Annotated in this window: 16 protein-coding genes; 1 reads left to right on the top strand and 15 read right to left on the bottom strand. The window is 50.8% G+C overall.

From position 1 onward, the window contains the following. The first annotated feature begins 51 nt into the window (after window positions 1–51). On the top strand, window positions 52–678 hold the full coding sequence (lexA, locus tag RB298_RS09595; RefSeq protein ID WP_009596010.1) for a transcriptional repressor LexA: 627 nt from the start codon (window positions 52–54) through the stop codon (window positions 676–678). 90 nt (window positions 679–768) lie between these two features. Here lexA and RB298_RS09590 read toward each other — a convergent pair whose 3' ends face one another. The 15 genes from RB298_RS09590 to mutL form a co-directional block, all read right to left on the bottom strand. Next, window positions 769–1,557 carry a hypothetical protein gene (locus RB298_RS09590; protein ID WP_486046952.1) on the bottom strand — a complete coding sequence of 263 codons (789 nt, stop codon included), beginning with the start codon at window positions 1,555–1,557 and terminating at the stop codon, window positions 769–771. Next, window positions 1,550–2,095 (bottom strand): RNA polymerase sigma factor, encoded by a 546-nt coding sequence (locus RB298_RS09585; RefSeq protein ID WP_430623458.1) that lies wholly within the window; start codon window positions 2,093–2,095, stop codon window positions 1,550–1,552. Before RB298_RS09585 ends, RB298_RS09590 begins: the two co-directional genes overlap by 8 nt. Before the next feature lie 132 nt (window positions 2,096–2,227). Further along, window positions 2,228–2,911 (bottom strand): stalk domain-containing protein, encoded by a 684-nt coding sequence (locus RB298_RS09580; RefSeq protein WP_486046951.1) that lies wholly within the window; start codon window positions 2,909–2,911, stop codon window positions 2,228–2,230. 210 nt (window positions 2,912–3,121) lie between these two features. Further along, the gene (gene glnA / locus RB298_RS09575) at window positions 3,122–4,450 is read right to left on the bottom strand and encodes a type I glutamate--ammonia ligase (protein ID WP_015734665.1); all 1,329 of its coding nucleotides are present in this window, start codon (window positions 4,448–4,450) and stop codon (window positions 3,122–3,124) included. Window positions 4,451–4,511: 61 nt separating this feature from the next. Beyond that, on the bottom strand, window positions 4,512–4,922 hold the full coding sequence (locus RB298_RS09570; protein WP_006209652.1) for a MerR family transcriptional regulator: 411 nt from the start codon (window positions 4,920–4,922) through the stop codon (window positions 4,512–4,514). 81 nt (window positions 4,923–5,003) lie between these two features. Continuing rightward, on the bottom strand, window positions 5,004–6,257 hold the full coding sequence (locus RB298_RS09565) for a methionine gamma-lyase family protein (protein ID WP_277748614.1): 1,254 nt from the start codon (window positions 6,255–6,257) through the stop codon (window positions 5,004–5,006). A 145-nt stretch (window positions 6,258–6,402) separates the two neighbouring features. Beyond that, the gene (gene hflX / locus RB298_RS09560; RefSeq protein ID WP_096773370.1) at window positions 6,403–7,695 is read right to left on the bottom strand and encodes a GTPase HflX; all 1,293 of its coding nucleotides are present in this window, start codon (window positions 7,693–7,695) and stop codon (window positions 6,403–6,405) included. 121 nt (window positions 7,696–7,816) lie between these two features. Further along, the gene (locus tag RB298_RS09555) at window positions 7,817–8,800 is read right to left on the bottom strand and encodes an AAA family ATPase (RefSeq protein ID WP_096773369.1); all 984 of its coding nucleotides are present in this window, start codon (window positions 8,798–8,800) and stop codon (window positions 7,817–7,819) included. A gap of 82 nt (window positions 8,801–8,882) precedes the next feature. Beyond that, window positions 8,883–9,536, bottom strand: a complete 654-nt coding sequence (locus tag RB298_RS09550) for a YdcF family protein (RefSeq protein WP_192572408.1) — start codon at window positions 9,534–9,536, stop codon at window positions 8,883–8,885. Next, on the bottom strand, window positions 9,536–10,093 hold the full coding sequence (locus tag RB298_RS09545) for a ribonuclease FAU-1 family protein (protein WP_015734660.1): 558 nt from the start codon (window positions 10,091–10,093) through the stop codon (window positions 9,536–9,538). The genes RB298_RS09550 and RB298_RS09545 overlap by 1 nt, the downstream gene beginning before the upstream one ends. 99 nt (window positions 10,094–10,192) lie before the next feature. Continuing rightward, on the bottom strand, window positions 10,193–12,886 hold the full coding sequence (locus RB298_RS09540) for a transglycosylase domain-containing protein (protein ID WP_486046950.1): 2,694 nt from the start codon (window positions 12,884–12,886) through the stop codon (window positions 10,193–10,195). A 188-nt stretch (window positions 12,887–13,074) separates the two neighbouring features. Further along, window positions 13,075–13,314, bottom strand: a complete 240-nt coding sequence (gene hfq / locus RB298_RS09535) for an RNA chaperone Hfq (protein WP_009590863.1) — start codon at window positions 13,312–13,314, stop codon at window positions 13,075–13,077. Window positions 13,315–13,367: 53 nt separating this feature from the next. Then, window positions 13,368–14,315, bottom strand: coding sequence for a tRNA (adenosine(37)-N6)-dimethylallyltransferase MiaA (miaA, locus tag RB298_RS09530; RefSeq protein ID WP_486046949.1), 948 nt, complete (start codon window positions 14,313–14,315; stop codon window positions 13,368–13,370). Continuing rightward, entirely contained in the window at window positions 14,305–15,084 is a 780-nt protein-coding gene (locus RB298_RS09525) for a class I SAM-dependent methyltransferase (protein ID WP_486046948.1), read from the bottom strand. The genes miaA and RB298_RS09525 overlap by 11 nt, the downstream gene beginning before the upstream one ends. Before the next feature lie 17 nt (window positions 15,085–15,101). Then, a complete protein-coding gene (gene mutL / locus RB298_RS09520) occupies window positions 15,102–17,084 on the bottom strand; it encodes a DNA mismatch repair endonuclease MutL (protein WP_486046947.1) in 1,983 nt (660 codons plus the stop codon). Between the last annotated feature and the right edge of the window lie 5 nt (window positions 17,085–17,089).

The raw sequence follows: 17,089 nt of genomic DNA, 5'->3' as shown, positions 1-17,089 counted from the left end.
TAGTTCTATGTTATAATTTTCCCAAACGTTACTAAATGGGGTTGATACGGCATGTCGAAAATTTCCAGCCGCCAGCTGGCGATCTTAGAGTTTATCCGCAACGAAGTTCGTAGCAAGGGTTACCCGCCTTCTGTCCGGGAAATCGGCGAGGCTGTCGGACTAGCTTCCAGTTCTACGGTCCATGGTCATCTGGACCGTTTGGAGAAGAAAGGCCTGATCCGCCGTGACCCTACGAAACCAAGAGCGATCGAGCTGCTTGGCCAAGAAGAATCCGAGAGCGCGAATCTGTTTACGCACACCATTGCCAGAGTGCCTGTCGTCGGGAAAGTCACAGCAGGCGTGCCGATTACGGCCATGGAGAACATTGAAGACTATTTCCCGCTCCCGCAGCATTACGTGGGCGACGATAAGGTGTTCATGTTGTCCGTAGTCGGCGACAGTATGATTGAAGCCGGCATTCACAGCGGTGACTACGTCATCGTTCGCCAGCAGCAAACCGCGGACAATGGTGACATTGTCGTAGCAATGACAGAAGAAGATGAAGCAACCGTGAAGACCTTCTATAAGGAGAAGGATCATGTACGATTGCAGCCGGAGAATCCTACCTATGAGCCGCTGCGCTTGAACCATGTTACGATTCTCGGGAAAGTGATCGGTCTCTTCAGGGACGTACACTAATTCCGTAGAATTATGAATAAGAGGTTACCTTCCTTATTTGGATGGTAACCTCTTCGCTTTTTGTATATAGACAATGGAAGATAATCCTGACTAGTTTGCCAACACCATTACGCCTTGCTTAAGATCCAGTCGATACATCCGCTTAGGTTTATATTCCGGCGAACCTTCGCCTCCCGGTCCCTCCGTAGACTGCAGAACAAGCTTATTCTCCTTCACCTCGGGAGTCGTACCTGGTCTATAATACGAAAAGTAGGATACCAAGGACTCATCCTGAAATCGAAGCTGCACGGCATTACCCGTTTCATGCTCTACGGCGAACGAATAGATTTGTATGCCATGACAGTCCCTATATTGCGGTGCGAGTATAAATACATCGGCATCTTGAAACGGCAGGCGAATCATATCAACCGGAGCAGATGTCGGTTGAATAAATGTAAGCCCCTCCAGCGTAGTGACTTCATTTGTAACTTGGTTAGTGCTATACTGCACGCTGTAGTTTCCGGTAAACGACCGATCCGTTTCGATACCGAAGCAGCTCGGTGCACCCAATGTCGTTATTTTTTCCTGTCCAACTGCAATAACGTTTAACCGTCCTTCATCCGTTACGCCTTGTGCCCGGATTGTCTCCTCCTTAGTAGGGGGCATAGTCCCTGCTTTCTGTTGTTCGTCCCCGCCATAAGGCAATTGAAAGGCAATTAAAATAATCAGAAGCATGCACCCGCCAGCCAATCCAACTTGTAAGTACTTTCGACGTTCAGGTTTGCTGTCGGTGAAAATCACGGACCTATGCACGTTTTTTTTCATTTCGGACGTGAACTTTTCATTTGAAAAAGGAGCTTTTTTAGCACGGTTGTACCAGTCTGGTTTATCCTCACTCATCGTTCTTCTCCTTCATTAGTTTTTGTACTTTTTTCCTGGCCCGATGCAATCTGGATTTTACAGTGCCTATCGCAATATGAAGCAGCTTCGCAATCTCATGCATCGGCATTTCATAGTATAGGTCCAGGACCAATACTTCCCTAAGCTTGCTCGGCAAAGTCATAATCATTGCCCATATTTCATCCGTATACTGCTCGTCCCAATATTCCGCTTCTGCTGACCGGCTTGACGAACTGGCGGTAAGCTTGTCTTTAAGGATGACTTTCCGAAAGAAAAAAGCCTGTTTGTACCGAAACGCCGTATGTCGCGTGATCGTAAGCAGCCACGTTTTCAGCGTCGCCTGACCGCGAAAGGTATGTATGCCGTAATAAGCCTTAATAAAGGCTTCTTGTGCAATATCGTCTGCCAAGGCATGCTGTTTGGTCAAAAAATACGCATAATTCCACACATCGTTTCCATATTCATTCATGATTTTATCCAGCGTCTGGCTGTCCATGACCGTCATCTGCTTTAAGTATTCGAGCTCCAACCGATTCACCTCATCTAATTAGAGTCATGGAAGCGAGCAAAGGTTCCTTTTTTCGTAAAATAAAAAAGAATCTCCCGTAGGTAAGGGAAGATTCTTTATGGACTAATATTAGTGCGTGACTGAACTGATTCTGTAAAAGAATTATTTATATGTACCTGTCAGGAATATAGTGTCATCTCCTATTATATCTTTCTGAAATTTCACATTTACTTCAATTTGATTTGCATCTTCAATATCAATAACGATATGCTGTCCAATATCTTTAGGCGACAGCATAAGTTCTTTTATCTTTGTCTTGCCATTATATATCGTTACTGAGATATCATTACGGATATTAATCGGTAACAATGAAAGATCTAGTACTTTATATTTTCCTTTTGGTTCAAGAATGATCGTTTTTTCAGAATTATTAATTTCTCTCATTACGATACCTGAGCCGTAATCTTTTCCATTATGTTCGGTGTACTGCTTATCACTTGTGGTAAAGGAAGTGCTATTAATTTTGATTCCTTCTTTGGTTATAATTGTTGTATCTGGTTTTTCTCCGATAATAATTTTTTGATTCTTGCTATCATATTCAACGACCGAGCCAAGTGCCTCGGAGATCGCTTTTACAGGGATATAATTTGAGTTGTTGTATGTAATTGTTGCAAGTCTTTTTCCTGATTGATCTTTTGGAACCCAATCTTCACCATTAACCTCATATTTAATTCCCCAGTTTAAATTTGCACTTATTTTTTCTAGTGCAGGAGCAGCTCCTACCCCTATTGTCATTCCTCCTAACATCGTTGCAACTGAGAGTAATAGAATATATTTCTTTTTCATCACCCGAACCTCCTATATATTGGAATTCAAGTAATATTGTAAGTGACTTCATGGATGAATTCAATCACATAAAAACAATGGAGTGTCGTCTTAAAGACCTTAACGACTAAAAGTTATAATACCTGAGTTGTTCAAACACGTAAGCTAAAAACGTACTTACGGTTTAGACAAAAAAATCCCCGTTGCCACTTGGCAGCGGGGATTCCTCTATTAATACATCGTAATGTACTGATCGCGTTCCCATTGGTGAACTTGCGTTCTGTACATATCCCATTCGATCTCTTTCAGCTCGTAGAAGTGAGCCAGCGCATGGTCACCGAGTGCATCGGAAATGACTTCGCTGCGGATCAATTCGTTGAGCGCTTCCTTCAGGTTTGCCGGCAAGCTTGGGATGCCTTCCTCGATGCGCTCTTCTTCCGTCATCACGTAGATGTTGCGGTCGATCGGTGCCGGAAGCGACAGCTCACGCTTAACGCCGTCCAAGCCAGCTTTCAGCATGACAGCCAGAGCCAGATACGGATTCGCAGCCGGATCCGGGTTACGCACTTCGATGCGCGTGCTCAGACCGCGGGATGCTGGAATACGAATCATCGGGCTGCGGTTACTTGCAGACCATGCCACGTAGCAAGGTGCTTCGTAACCAGGCACGAGACGCTTGTACGAGTTCACCGTCGGGTTCGTGATCGCAGCAAACGCGCGTGCATGCTTAAGAATACCCGCCATATAGTTCCGAGCCGTTACGCTCAGGCCAAGCTCGTCGCTCTCATCGACGAACGCGTTCTCGCCGCCTTTGAAGAGCGATTGGTTGCAGTGCATGCCGGAGCCGTTTACGCCGAATAGCGGTTTTGGCATAAACGTTGCAATCAGCCCATGCTGACGAGCGATCGTCTTAACAACCAATTTAAAGGTTTGAATCTGGTCAGCCGCTTTGATCGCATCTGCGTACTTGAAGTCGATTTCGTGCTGGCCAGGCGCAACCTCATGGTGAGAAGCTTCGATTTCGAAGCCCATCTCTTCCAGCGTCAGCACGATGTCACGGCGGCAGTTCTCGCCGAGATCCGTAGGCGCCAGGTCAAAGTATCCGCCTTGGTCATTCAGCTCCATTGTCGGATTACCTTTTTCGTCGGTTTTGAACAGGAAGAATTCCGGCTCCGGACCGACATTCATGGAAGTGAAGCCCATCTCTTCGGCTTCCTTCAGTGCTCTCTTCAGAATGCCGCGCGGATCTCCCGCAAACGGGGTGCCGTCCGGCATGTAAACATCACAGATCAGACGTGCGACGCGATCCTCGGATACCCAAGGGAAGATCATGAAGGTATCCAGATCCGGGTACAGGTACATATCGGATTCCTCGATACGCACATACCCTTCGATGGAAGAACCGTCAAACATCATTTTATTATCAAGCGCTTTAGGCAGCTGGCTTACCGGAATTTCAACGTTTTTGATCGTTCCCAGCAAATCTGTAAATTGCAAGCGGATAAATCGAACATTTTCTTCTTTGGCAATGCGTAGAATGTCCTCTCTGGTATAACTCACTTTATCCTCTCCTTTTTAAATAAAAAACTAGACTCCATGAAGAATGACAGCATGGCAATCCTTATTTATTAAAAAACCGGGATAATTCCCCTTGAATCAATGAAACCTGACCCGGTCTTTTAGCGGTAATCAATTCCTGCTTCAGCAAACGGCGCAGCTGCGATTCCGACATCTCACGGCGTCTGTTCTCCGTATCCGGCGTAATGACGGTAGCCTCTTCAGACTCTTTCGTGACCGGGTTCATGACTTGCTTAATACCGGCAATGTTCACGCCTTTTTCAATCAAAGCCTTAATCTCTAGCAGTCGCTCCACATCATTGAAGGAAAACAGGCGTTGGTTGCCCGACGTACGGGCTGGGACAATTAAATTATGCTGCTCATAATAGCGAATTTGTCTGGCAGATAGATCCGTAAGCTTCATAACAATGCCTATCGGAAATAACGCCATATTCCTCCGAATCTCATCACCCATATCTCATCAACCTTCCAAGTGGTTATTCTGATCCTATTGTACATTTCCTGATCAGCCACGTCAACCGCATGTAAGGATAACTTACAATAGTTTACGATCTTTCATGCTTTGGAGTGCCATAAGTACCCCATATTTAACATGAGAATAAGTCAAACCACCCTGCATGTAGCCGATATAGGGTGAACGGATAGGCGCATCCGCGGACAATTCCAGGCTTCCTCCCTGAATGAACGTGCCTGCCGCCATGATCACCGGATGCTCATATCCCGGCATATCCCAAGGCTCGGGAACCACATGGCTGTCCACGGCAGCGGCCCGTTGAATCCCTTGTACAAAAGCGATCAGATGTTCCGCTCCGCTAAAAGATACCGCCTGGATCAAATCGGTACGCTCATCCTGCCAGCCCGGCTTGGTCGTAAATCCCACGGCTTCAAACATCGCAGCAGCATAGACGCTTCCCTTGATGGCTTGCCCGACGGTGGAAGGTGCCAGGAATAAGCCCTGATAGATTCCTCGGGTTGTTCCCAGCATAGCCCCGACTTCACGTCCGATTCCGGGTGCAGTCAACCGATACGCCGCCTGCTCGACATAGGCTGCTTTGCCGCATATGTAGCCGCCGGTTTCGGCAATGCCGCCGCCAGGATTTTTGATTAGGGAACCCGCCATCAGATCAACGCCGACCGCCGTCGGTTCCAGACGCTCCGTAAACTCACCGTAGCAGTTATCCACAAACACGATTACATCCTCGCGAATGGACCGTATACGGCTTACCATCTCGCCAATCTGGGCAACGGTAAACGAAGACCGCCAATCATATCCCCGGGAACGCTGGATACCGATAACTTTCGTCGAAGGCGCGATGGCACTCTCGACCCGCTCCCAATCAATGTCCCCTTGTTCTGTCAGGGCCACCTCACGATAGCCGATACCGAAATCGCGCAGCGATCCGGTGCCGTCCCCGGGCTCGCCAATGACTTTATGCAGCGTGTCGTAGGGACGCCCTGTAATATAAAGCAGCTCATCTCCCGGTCGTAATACACCAAACAAAGCCGTCGAGATCGTATGGGTTCCCGAAGCAAAATGGGGCCGGACCAGGGCCGATTCGGCTCTGAATACGTCAGCGTAAACTTCATCCAGCACTTCACGGCCACGATCATTATAGGCATAGCCGGTGGAACCCGCAAAATGGAAATCACTCACCTGAAACTTCTGGAAAGCATCAATGACCTTCCACTGATTAAAATCAACAATGGTGTCAATCTCCCGTATACGCCGACTGATTTTGGACTCAATCTCACTGCTCAATTCAAGTATATCTTGCGAAAATCTTGCCATGACGAACTGCTCTCTCCTCTTATACACATGATGTCTCACATCTTAACACATATTATTGTTACATAGAACTCATCAACGTTTCAAACCGCCCCGAACACGCAATATAAGCCCCTGAACAGGGGCTTATGCGCTTTTACTCCTATGCTTAAGATCCATTCTGAACGTACTCATGAAGCAAATAACCCATCTTTTCATAATCCGCTTTATTGATCCGGACCTCATAGAGGATATCATTCTCGTCAAAAGACTGCTCCAGCACGTCTCCGACCCGGTATACTACCGAGTTCAAATCGCCGCGGTCGGCCGGAATCCGGAACGTGACGTTGCCCCCGGAGAGCCGGTCCTGAATCGCTTCGCGCACCGATTCCAAGTCCTGATCAACGTAAGCGCTGATCTTTAATTGCCCTTCACCCGTCGGCAGCATTTCCAGCTGGCCCGGCTCACATGCATCCTTTTTGTTAAACAGGACGATTTGAGGTTTATCGGCGGCACCCAAATCCTGAAGAATGGACTGAACCACCGCCATCTGTTCGTCCCGCATAGGTGAAGAAGCATCCACGACATGAAGGATCAGATCGGCTTCGTTTGCTTCTTCCAGCGTCGCACGGAACGCAGCCACCAGATCATGGGGAAGATTCTGTATGAATCCTACGGTATCCGTAAGCACGACTTCTTTGCCGCTTGGCAGCTCCAGCACGCGCGAAGTGGGATCCAGCGTCGCAAACAATTGATTTTCGATATAAACGTCTGCGGCCGTTAACCGATTCAACAAAGTCGATTTGCCGGCATTGGTGTAACCGACAAGCGCAACCTGCACGGCCCCGCTCTTCTTCCGGCGTTCCCGATGGAGCGTCCGATGCCGGGTGACTTCATCCAACTGCCGCTTCAGATCGCTGATTCTGTCGCGAATATGCCTGCGGTCGGTTTCGAGCTTGCTCTCCCCCGGTCCGCGCGTCCCGATTCCCGCTCCGAGCCTGGACAGATTTTTGCCATGTCCCGACAACCTCGGGAGCAGGTACGTAAGCTGGGCCAGCTCCACCTGGATAATTCCCTCACGCGTTTTCGCCCGCTGCGCGAAAATATCCAGAATCAATTGAGTCCGGTCGATAATCTTGACATCAAGCGATTCTTCCAGATTTCGAACCTGCGCCCCCGATAATTCCTGGTCGAATATGGCCGTGGTTGCCCCTAAGCCATCAATCGCCATGCGCAGCTCTTCGACTTTCCCTTTGCCGATGAACCATTTGGAATCCGGCACTTCCCTATTTTGCGTAATGACATCCAGCACCTCTACTCCAGCGGTTTCGGCCAGCTGAACCAGCTCCTGCAGCGAGTGTTCCGGATTAATCCCGGTGCGTTTAACCGCATCCGTTACCAAACTGACCAGAACGGCCTTATCTTCGATCTCTGTCCGGGTATCATGCGTTATATTTGTCATATAGCCAACTCCTTCTAACGATACGTCTCCTAATTTAACTAACCGCTGCTGCCTGCAATAAACATTATGATCCAAAGAAAGCAGCGTTACCCCTTCATTATGTTCGAAGACAAGCTTAAAATCATTGTAATTTTCCGTTTAACTTAAAGTCCTCCGGCCGCAGGGTCATAAGCTCCAGCTTGCCGGGATTTCCGGTTACGTACTGATTCAGCAGCCGAACCGATTGATTCCTTATCGATTTCTCGATGACATTCCTTACATAACGTGCATTACTGAAGGCGTGTAGTCCGTGATCCTTCTCCATCTGCAGGTGTTCCTTGAGCTTGCTCAGCGACTGCGGCATCAAGATATAATCCCTCTCCTTCGCCATCAGCTCCGAAATCTGGATTAGTTGATCCAGATTGTAATCGGGGAAGTCCATCTGGATCGGAAAACGGGAATAGAGACCGGGATTCGAATCCATAAAAAAATCGATCTCGTCGCTGTAACCCGCCAGAATAAGAATGAACTGGTTTTTATGATCCTCCATGGCTTTGACAAGCGTATCGATCGCTTCCTTGCCAAAATCCTTCTCGCCTCCGCGCGCGAGGCTGTAGGCCTCGTCGATGAACAAAATGCCACCCAACGCCTTCTTGACCAGTTCCCTGGTCTTTTGTGCCGTGTGGCCGATATATTCGCCTACGAGGTCCGCCCGCTCCACTTCGACCAGATGACCCTTATTCAGCACGCCCATCTTCTGAAACAGCTTCGCCACGATGCGGGCGACCGTCGTTTTGCCCGTACCGGGATTTCCTTTGAAAATCATATGGTATACATGACCGCCGCTTAATAAGCCTGCTTCCGAACGCATCTGGGCTACTTGAAGCAGAGCATAGATTTCAAACACCAGGTCTTTGATCTGTTCGAGACCTACCAGTTGATCCAGCTCTTTTTGTATTTCCTGGAATAGACTGTGCTGGGAAACAGGGTTCGGCGAAGGGGCCGGTTCGCGTTCCGGAACCGCACTGCTGATGAGTGGGGGTTCCGCGCTGCGGAGCACGACATTTATCTGCCGGGATGGCCGTCCTTCAGATCGGCCGTTAGCGGCCGTTACACGCCCGTTCATTGCTCCTCACCTCTTTATCCAAAGGGCTGACTATCTATTCCAATGTATTCTATTTACAGCCTGCTTATTAGAAGTTTCGTCCTCATAGGACACCCATGGCGATCAACAGCCGATCCGCCGTCCATTTCGTATAAGCCAGCACTTCCCGGGACTTGTGCTTGGCCATGGGCAGAACGGTAGATTCCGTCAGCGACATCGAGGGTTGATCGTAGCCAAGGGCTGTTGCGACCTCCATGGCCCTCGTCCCGTGGTAATCATGGGTTACAATGATAGCGGTGTTCCACCCGTGCTCCTCCATGATCGCTTGGCTGTATAGCAAATTCTCGTAAGTGCTCGTAGCTTCGTTCTCAAGGAAGATTCGTTCTTCGGGCACCCCTGCCTCGACCAGGAAGTTTCTCATCCCCTCGGCTTCGGTATAATTGTAGTCGGGTTTATCCAGACCGCCTGTAACAATGAAGGTATCAAATCGACCGGCATTATACTCAACCAGCGCATGCTCAAGACGTTCGCGAAGGCCGGGACTTGGTTGATCCCCCCACATGGAGGCGCCCAAAATGATGCCGACGTCCGCTTTCTCCGCCGGTCTGCTGACGGCGCTTTCGATTTTCCAATACGCATAACCTGACCATAAAACTCCGAGAACTACGAGCGAGAGCAAGGTATAGATCCCTCGCCGATACCACGCTCTCTTTCTTGTGCCTGCGGTCGGCAGGCCTTTATGTATTTCCTGACGCATTATTTCTTCCTCCTGAACTCTCCGTTATGAAATAACTGGTCGCGATGCTTCAGTGACATCATAAAGTAAGGAAATTCATGTGCGTCGATGGCCCGAAGCAGGTTCCGAGCAGTCACCTTGGCAAGCCTGTAATCATCCCGGGTAATATCATTCCGGCGCAGGGCATCCTCAAGCTCATCTTCATCCAGCAAGAACACTTCGCCATTCTTGACGACCACAACGTCCAGGTATAGATCGTCAAACCATGGAACGCCCTGATCGGTTACACCCTGTTTCTTGCAAATATCGATATACCATTGAACAATATTTCGCTTGTCGTCAAACATGGCCGTAACGATGTAATGGCTGTCCTTGGGATAATACTGCAGCCATGAATAGCCTTTGTCCGCGATTCGGTAAGTATGACGGCCATACGTCTTCCACAACGGTTCTTTCAGGCCATAGATGGTATATAACGTGAGATACCCTGTAAATTGCTCACATTCCACATACCGGGAAGTGAAGTGCCGGCGCGTGATACGGCGCCAATTCGCCCGATCTCCGAATTTACGTTTCATGGAACTTTTCCTCCCCATTCGTATTCCCAGCTTACCACATTTGGGTAACACACTCAAAACAAAGAAGCCTCCGCAAACATGCGGAGGCTTCCGAATTTATTATGGGCTGTCTTGGGACTGGTCAGGCGCGTTCGCCGGATCCGACGGATCCACGATCGTTCCCGGAACCGTAGGGATATTGCCGCTATCCGTGTCGGTTCCTCCCGTGCCACCGTCACCGGAGCTCGTTCCATCTCCTGAGCCATCCGTTCCGTCGCCGGGATTTTGGCCATCCTGACCATTCCCAGATCCGTTTCCATTGTCAGGCGGAGTCGTTCCGTTTCCGTTGCCGTTTCCATTCCCATGGCCTTCGCCATTGCCATTGCCATTGCCATTGCCCGGTTCGCCCGAACCGTTGCCGTTGCCGTTGCCATTCCCATTGCCGTTACCATTCTCATTACCCGGCATCTCGTTTCCTTCCCCGTTCTCACCATTATCCACCGGTGGCGGTTCTTGAGTGTCTCCCGGATCGGGTTCCAGCTCTTCAGGCGGCAATTCCTCGGAAACAGCCACGATCTGCAAAATGTTCGAAGGTTCCGATTCATCGCCGGTTGATGGATCGAAGGCCGTTACGTAATAATCGTATGTCAATCCTTCCATCGCACTCATATCCTCAATGGAGGTTCCACCCAAAGAATCGAGGATGCGCGTGTATTCGGACTCGGACGTTTCCTTACGGTATATGCGGTACTGAACATTGCCTTGAACCGGATTCCAGCTCAGTGATACGGTCTGGGTCTCCCCGTTATAAGAGCCCGTCAAACCGCTGACTGCGCTTAATGCCGGTTCTTCTACAGGCGGCTGTACCGGCTCGACATTCGGGAAATTCTTGGCTTCATAGCCTTGAACCGCCTTCTCCATCACTTTGCCCCATAAGGAAGCAGAGATCGAGCTGCTTCGCTTCAGCAGATGCTGGCGGTCAGGATTATCGTAACCCATCCATACAGCTGCCGTTAATTCCGGCGTATAGCCGACAAACCATACGTCGCGGTTCGAGCTGACGCCCTTGTAGCCGCTCTGCGTGGTTCCCGTCTTACCGGCTACCGGACGGCTGATCCGGGCATTCTTACCCGTTCCGTCCTCTACGACGCGGCGCATCATGTCCGTCATTTGCGAAGCCGTCGTCTCGCTCATCACGCGCTTCCCTTTGCTGCCTTTGTTCTCATGCACAACCTTGCCTTTGTTGTCTTTAATTTGTTTGATCGCAAATGCCTCTTTGAATTCTCCGCCATTGGCAAAAGCGCTGAAAGCTTGAGCCATCTCAAAGGTGTTCGTACCGGTATCCATGCCGCCGAGGGCCAAGGATAGGTTCGCATCCCCTTCGGACATCTTGATGCCGAGACTTTGGGCGAAATCAAATCCGGTTTTCACGCCGATTTGGTTCAACAGCCATACGGCCGGGATGTTCTCGGAACGCTGAATCGCTTCCGGCATGCCGATCGTCTCCGAGTAACCGTGCAGGTTATTCGGACAGTAATTGCTGCCGAAACACTGCTTCTTGTTGCTGAGTCTCGAATCCTTCGTAAATTTGCCGGATTCGAGCGCCGGTGCATAGGATACAATCGGCTTCAAAGCGGAGCCCGGCTGACGACGGCTGTCGGTAGCCCGGCTGAACCCGCCGCGCGTATACTCCCGACCGCCGACCATGGCGACGATCCCGCCGGTCTCTTGGTTAATGATGACCATGGAGCCTTCAACCTGCACGTCATCCGGACTTTCTTCGAAGTTGGCCGGATTATTGAATTCCTCTTCCATGGCCGTCTGGGCATTCACGTCCATCGTGGTATAAATCTGATAACCGCCAATGTTAACGTCATCCTCGGTAAGGCCCCACTTCTCTTCGGCCTCTTCCATGACATAATCGATAAACGCCGTATACTTCTGTTGTCTTTCAGGCGGCGTATAGGCATAGTCCACCTTCTTGGCTTCCGCTGCCTCTTCGGCCGTGATATATCCCTGTTGTTCCATCAGGGTAAGGACGACCGCGCGCCGCTCTTTGGAAAGGTCGGGATTCTTGAGCGGATTATAGCGGGACGGCCCTTTCGGCATTGCCGCAAGCGTCGCCATTTCCCATAAATCTAGCTTGTTCAGATCCGACTTGCCGAAATAACGCTCGGATGCGGCTTTGATGCCGTAATAAGGTCCGCCGAAGTTAATCCGGTTCAAATACATCTCGATAATTTCTTGTTTGCTGTGCTGACGCTCAAGCGCCAGCGCGATCGACATTTCAGTCGCCTTACGGAAGAATGTTTTGTCCCGGGTCAGGAATATATTCTTCGCCAGCTGCTGCGTGATCGTGCTTCCGCCTTCCACCATGGACCGGGCCATGATATCCTTGACGGCTGCACGGCCGATCGACCACATGTCCACGCCGTTATGCTCCATGAACCGTTTATCTTCAGTTGCAATGAATGCTTGTATCAATTTCTCCGGAATATCCTCGTACTTCACGGGATCGCTCTTCTGCAGGGACAACTCGCCCATCAGCGTTCCGTTGCGGTCATAAACTTTGGAAGTACCGTAAGCGGTCAATTTATCCTGATTCTGTTCCAGCAGCTTTTCTCCGCTGATCAGGATGAACAAATAACCTGCAAGCGCGCAGAAGATCGCAATGACGGCCGTGAAAAACAGCGCCCATGCAATTCGCTTTCCCTTGCCCTTTTTCTTCTTCGCATTCGGTTTCGTGGTTTTGGATGTCTTCGAGTTGTCTTTGTTTTTATTCAACCGAGACATCTGATTATCTTTTCCAGCCATTTGTCCCCCTCCTTACTCCCTTGCGGGATCAAACCTTCTGACTCTCGAGTGGTGCCTCGGAAAGAAAAGAACAACCTTCTCAGGTTGCTCTCTGCACTCCTTATAAGCTAAACGAATTATAAACCAAAAAGTTTCAAATTAATCAAAGGCGGTATGATTTTTTGCTCTCTATGAATCCATTCTAAAATCTATTGTTCGCTGTTGTTATCCTGCATCAGGGACACATTACGCTGCGGCATGAACGTGGAGATAGCATGCTTGTACACCATTTGCTGACGGCCGTCGCTGTCAATCACGATGGTAAAATTGTCAAAAGCTTTGATCGTTCCACGGATCTGAAAGCCGTTTGTAAGGTATACCGTGGCCGGAATGTTCTCTTTGCGCAGTTGGTTCAAGAACGTGTCTTGGATGTTAATGGACTTGTTCATTAGCCGTACCCCCAATGGTTCAATTAGATTGTTTTGAAAATATATTCAAGATTTCAGTGAAACTTTCCTGCTATTATAGCACGGATTTTTTGATAGTTAGCAGAAAAATTTCCCGAGTCGGTGACGTCTACCCACTCGATGTCCTTCATGTGGCGAAACCAAGATAGCTGCCGCTTAGCGAAACGGCGCGTATCGCGCTTAAGCAGCACGACGGCCTCCTCGTAGCTGAACTCCCCTTTAAGGTACGACACGATTTCCTTGTAACCCAGCCCTTGCATGGATACAAGCCCCGGAGCGAACCCTTTGTCCATGAGCGCCGCCACCTCATCAACAAGTCCTTGGCTCAGCATAAGGTCAATTCGCTCTTCAATACGGTTATATAGCATTTGCCTGTCCATTGTCAAACCGACCAAGCATAAGTCATAGGGAGACTGCTTGGTTTGAGGCGCCAGCTGGGCCGAAAGTGGGATGCCGGTCACATGAAATACTTCCAAAGCACGAACGACCCGGCGTAGGTCGTTAGGGTGAAGCCGCTCGGCAGTTTCAGAATCGGCTTCTGCCAATTTCTGATGGAGAGCCTCTGCTCCATGTTCATTGGCGAAGCGGAACTGCTCCTCCCGAAAAACTTCATCCGCTCCGGTCTCGCTGAACTGATAACCGTAGCATACCGACTCTACGTAAAGCCCGGTTCCGCCAACGATGAACGGAAGCTTCCCCCGTTCCGTGATCTCGGCGATCAGCCGCTGGCATTGCTCTTGAAATTCGGCTACCGAGTACGGGTGATCAGGTTCGTGAATGTCAATGAGATGGTGGGGGACGCCTTCCATTTCCTCCTCGGAAATTTTGGCCGTGCCAATATCCATGCCCCTGTATACCTGCATCGAATCGCCGGATATAATCTCACATCCGAATTCCTTCGCTATTTCAATGCTCATTTTGGTTTTGCCTACCGCTGTCGGTCCGATGAGAACCAGCAGCTTCGGTTTGGTTTCATCTGTCAATGGAAATCACTCCGTACGTTATTTTGGATTTTCCCCGTTCAGGCAGTGCAAAGCCGAGCCGCTCGAATTCTCCGCTGGACCGCGCTTCCTTCATGACGACGGTTTTGCGCGCGACCCTGATCGCTTCCCTCACGCTTTCCGCATCCAAAGGCTCGCCGTTAGCATAATGCCTTAACGGGTTGATGGAAGCCGAGTCGGTGATCGGTTCGCGGAACATCGGGTCAAAATAGACAATGTCGACGCTTTGGTCCGGCAGCGATTTCAAATAATCCAGGTGATGGCTGTGCCTGACCTCGATTCGCCGCATCGCCTGATCGCTGGCTTCCAGATGGCTTTCATAGGTCCGTAGCCCCTCTTTCAGCAGCGCAAACAAAGGCAGCGAGCTTTCAAGGGCGGTGATCCGGCTGTTCGCCCCTCCCTTGCCCGAGAATACCAGGGAGTCGGCTCCAAGGCCCGCCGTGCAATCCAGCACGGAGTCCCCTTCCTCCATCCCCGATGCCTCCAGCATGGGATCGGGTTTTCCGTTCAGCACCCGCTTCAATCGGACAAAGCCCATGCTCGGGTGAAATTCCATGACAGAGCCGCCAGGTCCGCTCAAACGCACATGTCCGTTCAGTACCACCAGTACGTCGTCGTCCCCGAACCTGCGGGCTAATTTTCGCAATGAATGGCCGCCGCGCTGGACGTAACGGCAGCCGGTTTCCTGGGCTAAACGTCTGGCGCGCTCGACGATGTCAGGCGCTTCCGCTTCTCCAGTTGTAATGATCATGAAGGTCCTCCTTGCTGTTACATGACGCGTTTAAACATTTTCTCCAAATCGTATGCCGAGAACGAAACCACGATCGGTCGTCCGTGCGGACAGGTGTAAGGCTGCCGGCAGGCGCCCAAACGCTGGATCAACGTCATCGCCTCCTGCTCCGTCAGCTTCTGGTTGGCTTTGATGGAAGCCTTGCACGAACACATGATCGATGAGGTTTCTCTCAGCTTGGCTATATCGATATTGCGCTCATTCAGCACCCATTCGGCCATCTCTTCGATGATGGCCTTCTCTTCGCCTTTAGGGAACCAGAAGGGGTGCGAACGGACCAGGAAGGTATGGCCGCCAAAAAACTCCATATAAACGCCGACCTTCTCGAACCAATGCAGCCGTTCCTTTACCTTCTCCGATTCCGAGGGCGTGAATTCCAGCGTGATCGGCAGGAGCAGCTCCTGCGATGCGTCCGCCGGGTTGCCGAACTGCTCGTAGTAATACTCGTAGTTAATCCGCTCATGCGCGGCATGCTGATCGATCAGATACAGACCGGTATCATTCTGCGCAATGAGATAGGTGCCGTGATGCTGGCCGATAAGCGTTAGCTCCGGAAAAGGCGGAATTTCGGGAGCCGGCCCTGAAACGGCCTGCAGCCACTCCTTCGTCACGGCAGGGATTCCCGTACCTCCCCTGGCCTCATTGCGGTAATCGCTCCGATACGAAGACGAAGCGGCCGTCTCACGCATCTGCGAAGCTGCGGCTGTTTCTGCTGTTCCGTCCCCGTAAGAACGCTTGATACCGTTTGGGGACGTTGCAAGCGTCTGCTTATCGGGCCACGCTGCAGGCGGCGTTGGAAGCGGCGTGTTTCCTCCCGCGGATCGCTCGTCGCTGCCTGGGATCTCAAGATCCCGATCCTGCCCGCCGCGGGCCGCTCCGACATACCCTTGTGCCTGTGGAAATGACAGCTGTTCCTGGATATACGCATTGTCGCTTTTGCCGATATTCTGTTTGGCCGGACGCGGAATGAGGATTTCCTGCTGCATCACCTTGCGGACCTCTTCCTCCACGAAAGCGAACAGCTCCTGCTCTTTGCTGAACCGCACCTCCAGCTTGGAAGGATGCACATTCACATCGATCAACGAAGGATGCATGGACAGTTGAATGACGACGAGCGGAAACCGGTTGATCGGCAGCAGCGTATGATAACCTCTCAATATCGCCTGCATTAACCCGTAGTTCCGGATATACCGCCCGTTTATGATGAGCGACATGCCGTTCCGGTTGGCCCGGGTATAGTCCGGACGGCTGATATACCCGCTTAACGTATAGTCCATATTCTCGGCTGCGAACGGCAGCATGGCTTTGGCCGATTGGGTGCCGTATACGGCCGCTATGACCTGAAGGGCATCGCCGTTGCCCAGCGTCTGCAGCAGCGAGTTCCCATTATGCCGGAGCGTAAAAGCGATATCGGGCCGGGAAAGCGCCAAACGGTACATATAATCGGATATATGCCCTAATTCGGTCTGGATCGTTTTCATATATTTCAGCCTTGCCGGCGTATTGTAAAACAATTCCTTCACGAGGAAATCCGTTCCTCTGGGCGCGGCCGTCTCTTCGTTCACTCGCAGATGGCCGCCTTCGATTTCGATCTTCCGTCCGCGGCCATCCTGGGCATTGGAGGTAACCAGGCGCACCTTCGATACGGCTGCTATGGACGGCAGGGCTTCCCCCCGGAAACCAAGGCTGGTGATCTGAAACAGATCGCGGCCCTCGGCAATTTTGCTTGTCGCATGGCGATAAAAAGCCGTTTCGCAATCCTCCGGATCAATGCCCGCGCCGTTATCCGTCACGCGAATGCTGTCCAGTCCGCCCTCTTCGACCGAGACGTCGATCTTGGTGCTCCCGGCATCAATGGCGTTCTCGACCAGCTCCTTGACAACGGAGGCAGGCCGCTCCACCACCTCGCCGGCAGCAATCTGGTTTGCAATATGCTCGTCCAAAATCCGAATAATCCCCATTGTTC

The organism is Priestia sp. BR_2 (assembly GCF_041954005.1).
GTDB classification, from domain to species: Bacteria; Bacillota; Bacilli; order Paenibacillales; family Paenibacillaceae; genus Paenibacillus_AQ; species Paenibacillus_AQ lautus_A.
This window is presented reverse-complemented; position numbering and strand designations above follow the sequence as displayed.